The sequence below is a fragment of the Flavobacteriales bacterium genome, assembly GCA_020435415.1.
Taxonomy (GTDB): domain Bacteria; phylum Bacteroidota; class Bacteroidia; order JACJYZ01; family JACJYZ01; genus JACJYZ01.
In genome coordinates, this window is record JAGQZQ010000091.1 from 1 (window position 1) to 13,543 (window position 13,543).

15 protein-coding genes are annotated in these 13,543 nt (G+C 46.5%); 5 read left to right on the forward strand and 10 right to left on the reverse strand.

What is annotated here, in order from left to right:
* Window positions 1-171 precede the first annotated feature (171 nt).
* Entirely contained in the window at window positions 172-522 is a 351-nt protein-coding gene (locus KDD36_12465; GenBank protein MCB0397464.1) for a DUF1801 domain-containing protein, read from the forward strand.
* A gap of 56 nt (window positions 523-578) precedes the next feature.
* Entirely contained in the window at window positions 579-1,157 is a 579-nt protein-coding gene (locus tag KDD36_12470; protein MCB0397465.1) for a YdeI family protein, read from the forward strand.
* A 224-nt stretch (window positions 1,158-1,381) separates the two neighbouring features.
* Here KDD36_12470 and KDD36_12475 read toward each other — a convergent pair whose 3' ends face one another.
* On the reverse strand, window positions 1,382-2,002 hold the full coding sequence (locus KDD36_12475; GenBank protein MCB0397466.1) for a matrixin family metalloprotease: 621 nt from the start codon (window positions 2,000-2,002) through the stop codon (window positions 1,382-1,384).
* A 35-nt stretch (window positions 2,003-2,037) separates the two neighbouring features.
* Entirely contained in the window at window positions 2,038-2,271 is a 234-nt protein-coding gene (locus tag KDD36_12480) for an MbtH family NRPS accessory protein (GenBank protein ID MCB0397467.1), read from the reverse strand.
* Between the two features lie 225 nt (window positions 2,272-2,496).
* On the opposite strand from KDD36_12480, the gene KDD36_12485 reads away from it, so the two are divergent.
* The 3 genes from KDD36_12485 to KDD36_12495 all read left to right on the forward strand — a co-directional run bounded on the left by KDD36_12485 (window position 2,497) and on the right by KDD36_12495 (window position 5,293).
* Window positions 2,497-3,438, forward strand: coding sequence for a T9SS type A sorting domain-containing protein (locus KDD36_12485; protein MCB0397468.1), 942 nt, complete (start codon window positions 2,497-2,499; stop codon window positions 3,436-3,438).
* Window positions 3,439-3,892: 454 nt separating this feature from the next.
* A complete protein-coding gene (locus KDD36_12490; GenBank protein ID MCB0397469.1) occupies window positions 3,893-4,036 on the forward strand; it encodes a hypothetical protein in 144 nt (47 codons plus the stop codon).
* A 60-nt stretch (window positions 4,037-4,096) separates the two neighbouring features.
* Complete coding sequence (locus tag KDD36_12495) at window positions 4,097-5,293, forward strand: hypothetical protein (protein MCB0397470.1); 1,197 nt, start codon at window positions 4,097-4,099, stop codon at window positions 5,291-5,293.
* A gap of 6 nt (window positions 5,294-5,299) precedes the next feature.
* Here KDD36_12495 and KDD36_12500 read toward each other — a convergent pair whose 3' ends face one another.
* From KDD36_12500 to KDD36_12535, 8 genes are read right to left on the reverse strand one after another with little or no spacing between them, the layout of a single operon-like run.
* On the reverse strand, window positions 5,300-5,965 hold the full coding sequence (locus tag KDD36_12500; GenBank protein MCB0397471.1) for a DUF2490 domain-containing protein: 666 nt from the start codon (window positions 5,963-5,965) through the stop codon (window positions 5,300-5,302).
* Window positions 5,955-6,560 (reverse strand): DUF4956 domain-containing protein, encoded by a 606-nt coding sequence (locus tag KDD36_12505; GenBank protein ID MCB0397472.1) that lies wholly within the window; start codon window positions 6,558-6,560, stop codon window positions 5,955-5,957. Before KDD36_12505 ends, KDD36_12500 begins: the two co-directional genes overlap by 11 nt.
* Window positions 6,561-6,564: 4 nt before the next feature.
* Window positions 6,565-7,323: a polyphosphate polymerase domain-containing protein gene (locus tag KDD36_12510; GenBank protein ID MCB0397473.1), complete on the reverse strand. Its 759-nt coding sequence runs from the start codon at window positions 7,321-7,323 to the stop codon at window positions 6,565-6,567.
* 24 nt (window positions 7,324-7,347) lie between these two features.
* Entirely contained in the window at window positions 7,348-7,911 is a 564-nt protein-coding gene (locus KDD36_12515; GenBank protein MCB0397474.1) for a hypothetical protein, read from the reverse strand.
* A gap of 1 nt (window position 7,912) precedes the next feature.
* Window positions 7,913-8,320 carry a hypothetical protein gene (locus KDD36_12520; protein MCB0397475.1) on the reverse strand — a complete coding sequence of 136 codons (408 nt, stop codon included), beginning with the start codon at window positions 8,318-8,320 and terminating at the stop codon, window positions 7,913-7,915.
* 44 nt (window positions 8,321-8,364) lie between these two features.
* Window positions 8,365-10,635: a CotH kinase family protein gene (locus tag KDD36_12525; protein ID MCB0397476.1), complete on the reverse strand. Its 2,271-nt coding sequence runs from the start codon at window positions 10,633-10,635 to the stop codon at window positions 8,365-8,367.
* A 7-nt stretch (window positions 10,636-10,642) separates the two neighbouring features.
* Window positions 10,643-11,647 carry a T9SS type A sorting domain-containing protein gene (locus KDD36_12530; GenBank protein MCB0397477.1) on the reverse strand — a complete coding sequence of 335 codons (1,005 nt, stop codon included), beginning with the start codon at window positions 11,645-11,647 and terminating at the stop codon, window positions 10,643-10,645.
* Between the two features lie 55 nt (window positions 11,648-11,702).
* Window positions 11,703-13,388 carry an aryl-sulfate sulfotransferase gene (locus tag KDD36_12535; protein MCB0397478.1) on the reverse strand — a complete coding sequence of 562 codons (1,686 nt, stop codon included), beginning with the start codon at window positions 13,386-13,388 and terminating at the stop codon, window positions 11,703-11,705.
* Window positions 13,389-13,543 lie beyond the last annotated feature (155 nt).

Genomic DNA, 13,543 nt, shown 5'->3' on the forward strand with positions numbered 1-13,543 from the left:
TTTTCTAAATCGGGATAACCCCAACTAAATACAGATAGTTCGGCTCGTTCCTCACCTCCTACTGCATAAGTTGGGATTAACCTTTTATACATGAGAAAATGGCCCGGGATAAAGTTTACCCGGTATATTTGCGGTACACCTCTATGCAGGATCCATACGTCAAGTTGTTCCATGACAAGCAACCTAAACCACTTTTACCTTCATCAGGGAGAGCCCAACCGAAGTTGTTTGCTGGCGTTGAGGGGGCTGATACTTAAACTGGATCACCGGATCACTGAAACGACAAAGTACGGAATGCCCTGTTTCTGCATCGGGAAGAAAATGTTCTGCTATCTATGGGTAGATAAAAAAACGGATGAGCCATATATCCTGATCGTGGAAGGAAACAAAATAGACCATCCCTCCCTGGAAGCAGGCAACCGTTCCCGAATGAAGATTCTAAGGGTCAACCCGAATGAGGATCTGCCGCTATCAGTCATTAACGAAGTACTGGATCTGGCATTGGCGCTCTACATCAATTAGAGGCGTTCTTCCCGACTTTGTTATCTTGGTTCTTCCAATTTATATAACAAAAACACATGAACCCCAAGGTCGATTTCTTTTTTAATAAAGACAGCAAGTGGCAGGAGGAATACAATCAGCTAAGAGCCATCATCCTCGACTGTGGGCTGACCGAAGAACTGAAATGGGGTGTCCCATGTTACACCTATCAGAAAACAAATGTCGTTTTGATCCATGGTTTTAAGGACTACTGCGCACTGCTATTTCATAAAGGGGTTTTATTGAAAGACCCTGCAGGCATCCTGATCCAGCAAACGGAAAATGTGCAGTCGGCCCGCCAGATTAGATTTACCGATCTCCAACAGATAAGGAAGCTGTCACCTGTTTTAAAAGCATACATCCACGAAGCTGTGGAGGTAGAGAAATCCGGACTGAAGGTGGCGTTCAAGAAGACAAAGGAATTCAATATCCCCGAAGAATTTCAAAACAAACTGGATGAAAACCCAAAGCTGAAAACTGCTTTCAAGGCATTGACACCCGGAAGACAAAGGGCCTATCTGCTGTACTTTTCCTCCGCCAAGCAATCCAAGACCCGCGAAGCCAGGATCGAAAAATACCTGCCGCAGATCATGGACGGGAAAGGGATGGATGATTAATTGACTTGATACTTCCCCACCTACCTTACCTCCATATTCCCGAAACCAACCTGCTGGGAGTACTCACCTGGTTTTTGTACCGGGAATTTGCAAGGCGTCCAAAGAAATAAATCTTTCTAAAGTCATTAATTGCACACGCCCCTGCGAGCTGACAGGGGCGTGTGTATTTGTATTCGGGTTCAGTATAATCCTTTTGCCAAATTGAAGTAGATTTCAAGGAGTGATCAGCCATCTATTTGCCTCCGGCATTCAGGGCATAGCTCCAGGTTCACCGCATCAATGGTCCTGATCGTTTCTGCGGCATCCTGCATCACACATCCGGGAGAGGTACAATGCTTCAGTCCCAGGTTATGGCCTATCTCGTGGATGCTGATCTTTTTCAAACGCTCATAAAATTTACCCTGATCATCCGACTTCAGCCGGAAAAGTGACACCACACAACTCGGCCCCGGTCTGCTTCCCAGGCCAAAAACGCCCCAATCCTCGTATTTATATTCCGGCTTTTTTACGTTTCCAGATGCATCCAATTTGGTAATCGAAATATCCTTTGTGGTAAGCCCCAGGATATGATCAGCCGATGCCGGCAAGTGTTCCTTTAAATCCTTTAAAAGAATACTTGCGCGATACCGCGGGGATTTCACATTGGTAAAGGCTTTCTCCGGCAGGTCCCTGGTTGGTAGTACAGATACGTTAAATTGATATACTTCCTCAATGACTTTTTGCACCGTGTCACATGTGGTCTGATCTATGCCGGTATATGGCTGTATGACAACAACAGGGGGCTGATGCCTGCATGCAGACACCAGTACCATGATAACCACAAAGGCAGAAAGTTGCCAGGTCATATGAAAGCCATATCTGAAACCCATTACATTCCCACCTACCCTGAAATGTGTTTCTTCGCATCCTCCTCCATTTTCTTGCGGAGCGACAAGGGCCTCATATCCGTCCACACCTCTTCGATGTAGTCCAGGCATTCCTGTTTGGTCCCTTGTTTCCCCGCGGCATTCCATCCCAGGGGAAGTTCCCGGTCTGCCGGCCAGATGCTGTATTGCTCTTCGTGGTTGATCACCACCTGGTATTGTATGTCTTGATCGTCATCATTCCAAGTCATAACCTATACGTTTTACGGGTTCATATTTTTATTACTGTAACCAAGATAATCGGTTTCAGCGGATCTTCAACTTTAACCCAACTAATGAAGATAGTTCGGCTCATTCTTCACCTCCTACTGCATAATTTGGGTTGAACTCTTCTTATTTGCTTAATGTCATCCTGAATTTATTTTATTAAATTGGAGATTCCACACTTACAATGACGCTAAAAATAAAATCGGATTATGAAAAAAGGACTACTGATCATCGGGGTAGCGCTGTGCGGAATCACTTACGGACAACAATACCAACCCTTCTCTGAAGCAGACAACACCACCTGGGTGGAATGGACCGGCAATGGACACGGCTTTAATTGCTGTTGCAGTGGTACCTGTGTCCACGAAGAAAATTATAAACTTTTTATCGACGGCGATACAACCATCGGGTCAACCATCTACAAGAAGATCTACCGCACCGGAAGCGATAAGGATTATGTCTCCGGTCCTGCCACATGCCCACAAGGATGTACCAACACACCAGCATACGTTTACTATGAGAATATCTACCAGGCTGCCATTCGCCAGGACATCAATATGAAGCAGGTCTTTGCTGTAAATCCAGGGCAAAACACCGAAACGCTTATTTACGATTTCAATGTGATGGTGGGAGATACCTTCATTCCCGGCTCGGACAATGTCGTTGCAGAAATTGATTCCGTGCTGACAAACCTCGGATACCGCAAACGATACTGGTTAAGCCAGGGTGCGGCCAGCAAGTATGTGGCCGTCATCGAAGGCATCGGCAGTACATACGGACTGCTAACAGAACTTGTTCCTCCTTTTGAGACCACCTGGATGCTGAACTGCTATGTAGAACAAGACAGCACCATTTATCCGGATGGCACCCTGCCATGCGACATCCCTACATCCTTGACAGACCTTCATGCTGCAGAGGTGTCACTGAATGTATTTCCGAACCCGTTTGACAAGGCCACCACGATCCGGTCTTCTGTCGCCTGCAGTTCTTACAGGATTTACAGTTTAGCGGGAGAATTGGTAAGGAGGCAGGAAGGTCTCTCGGACACAAACCTCACCATCGAACGGGGCAGTCTCCCCACGGGCATGTATTTCATTGAAGTGATGTCCGAAGATGGCCTGTTAGGGAGACAGCGAATTATTATTCAATGATGAATGACAGGATGACCACGTTAATTTCCAAAGGAAATTGACCTTGATCAGCTGGCTGTCATGTCGCTTTATAGATCCCTCGCTACGCTTCAGGATGACAAAGTTGTTGGGTCGGATATGAAGAAATATAGAAGCGTAGCGAGGGATCTATCAATAAAGTTATTTACCTCTTCTGATGATGGTGTACAAGGAAAAATATTGTACGTCTAACCTCTGATATCTTTTACTCCTGACAACACAGTCTCAGGAAGGACATGTTTACATAGGAAGTCAACGAGCTGATGACAGTCATAAGTTATTTCGGACCACCTCCCGTTGTTCATTCATAAAAAATCGCCACTTTCGCGGCCAATGATCTCATGGGTATTGTTCATGAACTATGAAAGATAAAATTGATTTCATCTTTCATAGTTCATGATATAATAAATGAGATGATTTTGCGATTTGAATTACCATGAATGACCTGAGATTTTATTGCCTTTCCGCCGGAGGATTTCTGGCGTTGTTGATTGCCCTTTTTACTGTTCTCGGGAATGAACACATTTTCAAAAGCACACTCGGCAAAGTTGCCAAGCCCTACCAGAATATAGACGGGTAGATTGGTAACGGTACAGGACCATACACCGAATTAACAGAAGAATCCCTGAACCACTGGGATGTGTGGTACTATATGCTGATCCGGGAAGCCGATTATGATGTCAACACCACCGTCGGTGACTACATCTTTGCATTCTTTCCGCTGTTCCCGCTGGTATGGAAACTGTCGTTGCTGCCTATCACTTGGGTACCTTTGCTTAATTATGTCCTCTTTGTGACCTCCCTCTTTTTACTTTTCCAGAGTCATTCCTGGAACAGAATGAGCAGTGCGCACAACCGGATTCTGTTTCTTATCGCCCTCACCCTCCCTACCATCGCTTCCTTTCTTATGCCTTACACGGAAGCGGTTTTTGCCGTTACACTTGCCGTAGCATTGATCGGGATGATGAAGGGAAAATACCGGATGTACTTTACCGGTGCATTACTGGCCGCTGCCACCCGGCCTTCCGGTACGCTGATCATCGGAGCACTTTTCGTGCTGGACCTGATCCGGAATCATAAATTACCACTTACTATTCTGCTTAGGGAATATCTGAAGAAAGCACTTCCATTTGCACTTGGAACATTGCTGGTGGGCATCTACCAGCATATGGTGGGCAGTGGGTCTATCTTCACATTCATGGATGTTCAGAAGGGCTGGGGCACAAAACTGGCTGTTCCACATGACATCCGTGACTGGTCACATGAATCATTCGGAATGACGATGGCGGTGATCTTCTTTATCATGCCTGCGGTTCTATTTGTCATGTACCAACTTTTGCTGAAGCTTAAAAACAAAGGCAATGATCTACCGGTCAGGGAACTTTTTACCGCACCCCATGAGGAAAGAAAGCAGTATGTGTTTCAATTTTCAGCCGTATATCTTGGCGTCATGTGTTTGTTCGCCATCCTGTTCAACGGCGGGAACATGCACAGCATCTACCGCTATATTTGCTGTACCCCTTTTTTCTATGTTTTTCTTCTGCACGGCGAAAAGCAACTTGAACAGATCCCGACAAAGTTAACCCCGCCGGTTTTTTCAATTCTGCTATTACTGGGAATTCTCTTTTTGTCCCTGGTGCCCTACTCCACCTACTGGACATTCTCTGATCTTGGATTTTTCCTTCTGGCGGGTAGTGTTTTATTGATGATCACCGCCAGGCGATTTGCACAAAGGAAACTTTACCTTGGCCTGCTGGCAACACACATTTTCTTCTCGGCATTATGGACCACATGGATCTTTAACATGCTGCTGTCTGATGCGTGGATTTCTGTGTAATGAATATCAAAAGGAATACGTGTAACTAACTCCAGTGATAAACGAGGTCCAGGGATTGACAACCTGTATTTCCTTATTGATCATATAGAACAGTTCAATGCTGCTCCATTTATTGAAGTCGTATTCCATGCCTCCCCTGAAGCGGATCTTCGTGATCCAGTCATCAACCCGGTAAAAAGCCTCAGCCTCCAGATAGGGTGTGTATTTTTTTTCCAGGTCGTATTTCAATGCAAGTCTGGTGCGCAGGTAATCCCTGGCCACCTCTCCTTTTTCTCTACGGTTGATATCCCGGTAAGTCGCCTGATAACGTTCGCGAAAGGTCAGACTGATCGGCTTGAGTTTTATTTTATACGAAAGATCTGCATAGTACCTGTGACACAAACTATACCGGTTATCCAGTTGCCGGTCCTGCCCGAAGCGATAAAAAGCTGAGATATGAAGACGTGGCCTGATCTTGTATGCCCCCCCGATTTCTGAGAATGTCGATCCCAGCTCAGTCACGTTCTCATTCCAACGCAATGCCTGACCGAATTCAACGGAGAATTTTTGCGTGAGGTTCTTTTTAACGTTGACACCCAGCCACAATCCTGCGTCCTTCACCTGTGCCGTGCATACCGTAGAACCAACGATAAACAAAGCGGTTACGGATATCGCAAGTAACCTAATCCTCATAATAATAGATACGAATGATCGCCGTGTCTTTGAGAAAATCCACTTTGTGCAGGGTAATGCGATTGATCTTGAGGCCGGTCCGCTTTTCAAGATCAGCCATCAACTCTTCCCGGCGTTCGGGTTTGATCATGTCAATGTTCTCATACTGTATCACCTTCGATGCTTCCTTTTTGATCAGGAGGTTGCTCTCCAGAAGATAGGTGACACCGATAATAATGGCATTCAAAAGGATAAACTCATCCGCACTTCCTTTGGTGACCGCGGTGATCAGACCGATGGCGATGACCAGAAAAAGGTAGGTCATGTCCTTCATGGATATGCCTTCGGTACGATAACGTAGCATGGAAAATACCGCGAACAGACCGAAGGCGGCTCCCATGCTCATCTCTACTTTATTGAGCAAAAAAGTGATCAGGAAGATGATCAGGTTGAAAATAAAAAAGGTAAAAAAATATTCCCTGTTGCGGTAAATGGGATAATAGATAAACCTGACCAGAACAAATACCGACGCAAAATCAATGACCAGCCGCATGAAGAATTTGCCGGACAATTTATTGAATAGCGTGAATGCGCTCTTTGCATTCGCTTCATTCATTATATCAAGTAGTACCATGGGCAAGCTTGATTAATCGTGAAATTCTCACCTTGAAATTGTTGTGTTTGATGTCATTGAAAAGTGCAACAACCCCGAAACAATATTTGCTGATCGATCCCCTCCTGATCTTATGTTCTCTCATGGACTGCATGAAAGGTGTAAAGATGGAAAGCTTGTCCTGCTTCACCTCTGCAATCACCAGGTTTTGTAACTCACTTGTCTGATGCTCGTTCTTAAACCGCAAATCCAGATCTATGGTGACCCGTTCCGTGGAATGCTTGTTTACCAGCGTGATCCTGGAGTAGTTCACCCATAGCTTTGCTTCAAGTTGATCGGCATCCATCCTGGTTTTTTCCTGCAACAGATGTTCGGCATCGTCCCTGATCTGATCACCGGAAGGCGCCTGCCTTACACGATCCTTGATCGTACGGCCCTTGTTGTTCTTGAACTTGACCTCAAAAAAGTCCAACTCCGATTCCACGTATTTTCGGAAACGCACCTTGAACCTGTTCATTTTTCCCCGGTGGTGATGGTGGTAAAGATCAAATCCCTTGGTATCGAAATACAGCGACTCATACCTGCTGATGCGATTGTTGTTTACCTCCAACACCTTATAGTCAGGGCTAAGTGATTGCAATATATCTTCCAATTGATACAGAGGGAACACAAACTTGGTGTCGACCCTGTTCATCAGTTTAACCCTGTCCATTTCTTCCAGTGAAATGGCTTCGAATGAATTCAATATGTCCGGCAGCCGGTTCAAAGCATCGGTTGTGTTATGCTCACCTCAATACTCGTAAGCATATTTCTTTGTCTGTCTCAATTCACCATCGGCATTGTAGGTTTTCTTTTCGATGACCATCCCGTTCTTATCGTAGGTGAATACACTTTTCCTGATCACCTTTCCATGACCATCATAGGTGATCTCCTGTATTTTTTCCCCCAGGGCATTGTAGGCAAAACTGATCTTTTCAATGACCTTACCCTCCTCATCATAGCGCGTTTCAAGTACCGGGTCTTTTCCCTTGTATTCCGTCGTTTTCCTTTCTTTCACCGCACCTGATTCATCATAGATCACCTCTTCAATCTCATCATCATTCTTATTGTATTTGTGAGACTCTTTGGATTTAAGGGTGCCGTCTTTTCTATATTTTTCTTTCTCCACAACATTGCCGTTGCTGTCGAACTTTTTATATCCGTCCTTGTGCACTTCGCCTGTCCTGGCATCAATCTCAGAGACCGTCACGGATTTGATCTGGAGCTTCCTGACGTCCTTTTTCTTTTGCGCGGAAAGATGACCGACCGAACCAAACAAAACCGCCATGCAGATATATGTGTGTAGCTTGTACATGTTATTCGAATATTTCAATGGTTCCCACATCCACCGTTTCCTTGTTTTTCGAAACACTGGCTTCTACCTGAACGGAGGTGGTTAATGACGGAGAAGTCAGCGTGCTGTCTTTTGAGTAAACATAAACCGTATACTTTCCCTTCCTCAGGTACTTGAACTCAAATGAGCCATCTGGAGAAGCCCGGAGTCTGTCACCATAACTGATGTCATCACCGTAGATAATGTAAACATCCTCATCGGCACCGGGATATTCACCATTGAGTACCGTGAAATTCGGATTGTAGTCCTTCACCCATATCTTCCCTTTGATGCTGGCATTCCCACCTTCACCTGCCTCCTTTTTGCATGAGCCGGTCAGTGCGAAAAGAAGAATCAACAGCGCGTATATCTGTATGTGTTTTTTCTTCATGGATTGTAGTGCATTGCTATTCAGAGGTTGATGTCAGGCGATTCTTATTTAATCACCACCAGTTTCATTGCCCGTGATTGGTCCACCCGAACAAAGTAGATGCCTTCTGATAAAGAACTGATATCTACCTGCTCCCCGGACCCTGACATAGGTCTTTCTACCATCAGGGCACCCAGGTGGTTATAAATACGGATCGTATGGGCTTCCGTAGCCTCTATAAAAGATACGAAAATAAATTGATTGGCCGGATTCGGATAGTACTGAAAATGCAGAGCTGCCTGTTCATCCACAGAAGAGTTCTTACAGTTTGACAACCCTAAACTGGTGTACGGCAAGCTCACCACAGGACCGGTTCCGTTAGGGCAGCGGCCTTCGGACACATCATCCAGCTGCGGTCCGAAAGACAGACTGTCAATGATGGTTCCTTTGATGGATGTCAGGATCAATTGTTCTCCATCATTTGATAGTTTGAAATTGGCATGAAGGTAGTTGGGAATGGATACGTCCTCATCCGCCCAGATGATGAGGTAATCATTAGGCGGAATAACGGTACCCTGCGGAAAGGCGAACTTCTTCGGGTTTTCTTTGTCGTCGCTGAGATACAGTCCGTACAGATCCAGTGACGAGGAAGTGGTATTGTATAATTCGATCCAGTCTTCCCGCTCACCGGACTCATCTTTCGCGTCGCTTTGATTGGAGGCCAGGTATTCATTGATCATGATCTGACCGGCACCGGTAACCGCAATGTTCGCCGTCAGCTCATAAAACTCATGTTCCGCCCGCTGGGGCGAGAAGATACCCGCATCATTGTTTTCGGCATAAACATAGTATTGCGCTTGCAGGGACAACATCGTGAATGCCGCACCGAAAACGCCGTCGCCGGATGCACCGTCATCATGCGCCCCATCATCGTACATCGCAATGCGGGTGAACTTATCGGTAAGGCCATGGCGGTAGCCCAGATAAACTGTTGTGCCATTTGTCACGTTGGCCGTGATCACCACCTGGCTGTTCAGGTCAGGGGTGGAATTGCTTTCCTGTATGGAAGAAATAACCGGAGCGGTGGTGGTAAACTCCGTGGTCGATTGAAGATAGCTGACCCTGCCACTCATGAGGTTGGTGATGCCCGGTATCGTGAGACTACCGTTCGCCACGTCACCGGTCATTCCGTTCTGGAACTCCACATATGAATAAAATTTCTGAGAATCCGATTTAACCGCACCATCAATGGTTGTCTGCATTTGCGTTGCTAACGTTTCGTATGCGCTGTTCGCAAAGAATTCTTCCGTAATCGTTTTGGCATGTGCGATGTACATACGCTTGTACATCGGGTTTGAGAGCAAGTTCTTGATCAGTGGCCAGTAGCTATCCGAAGCATGCAAAGTGAGTGGAAGCTGCTGCATATTGGTTGGGGAAAGGGTACCCAGACTGCTGTTGCCACTACCTGCAAACGCAAAACCTCCGAAGGACATGTTCAGATCCCATACGATAGGGTTATACCTTTGGGTGCCGTCCTTGTACAAATAAAAATTCTGACAAAAAGCGCCGGTATAGCTATCCAGGTTCACCAGTACATTGTTAAATGCCAGCATCCACAACGCCCGGTCCACGTCCATCACCACATCCATGGATCCGGGATAATTGGTGACCGTATCACACAATTCCACCAAATCGTTCCACCCGAAGTCGGATTTCATCTCGTAATAATTGAGGTACTGCGAGCTGTCGGCAGACAGGTAACGCAGACTGGCCTTTGTCGCAGGCGTGGGATTCACAATGGGGTTGCCCTTGATAAAAGTATTGGAGGAGGAATAGAAATGTGCCGACAGGAATTGCTTGTTGATGCTTTCATCATTGGAATACAAACCGATGTATTGACCGTTGATGTACAACGTCGCAAAATTCGCCCTCGGGCAGTCCATGTAATTCTCCAATACTGCATATGACAACACTTCCCTGATCATCGAGGGATCCCTGTAACCATTACTCAGTTTGATATCCTTGACGCCCTGGTAGGATTGATTCTTGTAAGTATCCAGTTCGATATGAAGTGGATTCTTGACATAGGTGGAATCGTAGGAACTGTTCCCTTTGTATTTCACACCTACACTATCCAGAAGCACCCCATTGATACGGATCGAGTCGGCCATGATATAGCTTTCATTGCCATATTTGGCGGTATCCATCTGATAATCCCAGTCTGCCTGGGAAAAGAAGACCTCAATCTTCTGGATGGTATTCAAGTCATAGAAGCCGGTCTGCGCGCATAGGGATAAAGAACAAAAAACCAACGCCAGACTCGATATCGCTCTCATATTTCATTTATTCGATAATTAATTTTTCACTGGAGAATGACCTGTCGTTGTACAACACATGAATGATATAAGTACCTGATGACATCTCTTCCCTGTTCACCTGAAAATGTTCTCCGCTCACCGCCGCATACCTCCGTACAACTTTTCCGGAGATATCTGTGATCGCAATGGTCTTATCACCCGTCATATTTCTAAAGGATATCGTGAATGATTCACGGGCAGGGTTCGGGTATATCTTCAATGAATGGGCATTCCGCAATTCCCGGATGCCGGCGGTGCTGCAATCACTGCAGCCTGAAAAGCAAACTGCTGGTAATACTGAATCCACGGACATGGTGATGGCACGGTTCGTATTGGTAGCACAGGTTCCGGGAACAGTTTCCGCGGAGGAAGTGATGTCGCCATTATAGTACTTGTATTCATATGCACCTGGATCCACATAAACAATCCGTTCATGAATATCCGCCGGGGCAGCATCGAAATGATACAGAATGTCGTCTTGCGTATTCCACGACTGGAAGCTGCCGGCCAGGTGAACACCTTTTGCGTCCACGGTTTCCTTTTGCATATCCACAAGCAATCGCATCAACAACTTACCTGACGGGGCATTTGCAGCGAATATGATGTTTCCTACGAACGTGGTGTCGTCAGCGATGGAATCCACATAGAGCCACCGGTTGTCATTGAAGTCATAACCCACCCTGGAAGGCTCGGGCACAAACTCGGCTTCATAGAACTGGTCACCGTTCAGGAATTTATACTCATACTTCGCAAAAGCGGGGATATCCACCACGACGCTATAAATGTTGCTACTACCTTCCTGCAGAAGCGGGGTGCACTCCGCACACCAGTCGCTGGCATAGCCCGCCGCTACCTGAAAATCACCGGATATATGAACACCGGTAGTCATCACCACCTCATTACTCATATCCACTGCAAACTTTACTTTCTTCCCAAACGAGGAACCTGTCACTCCCAACAACAGGCATAAAACGATACCGTATCTTTTCATGATCACGTGTTTTTCAAGGTAACGGGGACTGACACCCGCTACCGGAGGAAAATAATTATCTGGTTAGTACGATTCTTTCGTAAACAGGTTGTGCACCTTCCGGCTGAATGAAGATGGTATAGACACCATTCTCATATTCGGAGAGATCTACCTGATAGAGGTTCTTGTTCTGCAGCACCTTTCTGCCGGTCGCATCCATCACATACAAGTCAAAGCGCTTGCCGCTTAACCGGGTGTCTTTGATATGCACAAGGCCGGTGGTCGGGTTAGGATAGAACGTGAAGTCAACCTGTTCCAGGGGTTGGTCCACACCAGTGAACAGATAATTAAATCCGGTAGAATAGGTATAAACGCAACCTTTGGCGTCCAGGACCCGCACAACATAAATGCCGTTTTCCACGGGCGTATAAGTCTGGTTGGTAGCACCCGAGATAGGCTGTCCGTTCAGGTACCATTGATATGCGGTTGCTGAAGCGGTGGTCAGGGAGGCTCCGTTCATGCTGATCTCCGGAATGACCGCAGCATCGCTGGTAACATAGCACTCCGAATAACGTTGAGCCTGAGGTACGGTACCACTGGCTGTTTTAGACCAGATGGTTGTTCCGGAAGGATCTGTTTCGTACATCAGTCCGGAAGTGGACATACATACCAACATGTTGCCGTTCGGTAGCTGGACGGAATTGCCCATATTGCTGCTGTACCCGTTGCAGGCATGTCTTTCCGTGTAGTTAGATGGACTGTATGCCGACCCGAGGGTGATATCATAGTTGTATCCGTTCAACGGAATATCAATCTGGTCGATGGCGGATTGGTTGGAAGAAACGCCCCTGTTATTGAAACCGACAAGCCTGCCGGCATTGGGCACGAACTCAGGGATCCAGTGCGCATCATGGGTCACATTCAATACAGTGGAGCCGGATGCATCATATGATCCTGGGTTTCCGTAGCGGTAAAGGAAGTCACCGCCTTTTCCGGAGTTACCGCCACTATGGGAAGCCGCTTCCGCCGTGGTGGTGCTGTGGTCAATGATAAACCACATATCCAGGTTATGCGAACTCAGCGCGATCTGATCCAGCATGGGATTGTAATCAATGCCATTCATGTGGAACCAATCTTTGTTCACCGAATGGTTCACATCCATTAATTCAGGATGATTCACGATTGAACTCTGATAATTGGCTTTGTTCGGATCCACATCCTGGACCAGGTGATCCCATAGTTTCCATTCCCATACCACGGTGCCGGTGGTGGCTCCGGTGGGTTTCACTTCCATGACCTTCTCGCTCCATACGGTTCCACTGTAGTTAGAACCGGCAGTTGAAACTTCTGAAGATGACTTTACATCATAGGAAATAAGAAGTACGTTGCCATTGGGCAGCGGACAAATATCATGGTGCAGACAATAAGTCGAAGACGAGTGCGTGTAATCCCACAACACGGTTCCGTCCCAATCTACCTTTTGCACCCGTCCGGTCATACCGCCGCCGTTAAGTGAGTTACCAGTGTGGCTGATCGAGCGCCATAAGATCCCACCGGGCATCAGGTAACTGGAATATCCCGTTTTATCTGCTGTAGAATGGCTCCATGAATGATAGGTTGCGCTTGTGGTGTCCATCAGGTAGGTCGTGGTGGACCGTTGTACGCTATATAACACATAGCCCGGGTATTGCTGCGCTTGTGATATGGTGGTGTTGAGAATAAGGGCGAAACATGCCACGCCCAATCGTAGTTGTTTGCTCATAGGGTTAGGGGTTGGTGCAAATTTTACATGGTTAAAGCATCAGACCTTCGTCTGCCGCTTGATGGTTAAAGCATCAGACCTTCGTCTGCAGCTTGATTTAATACTAGTTCTATGATGCTGACTGATTCAGTCGTACTTCCTTCGCCGCGTGGGCT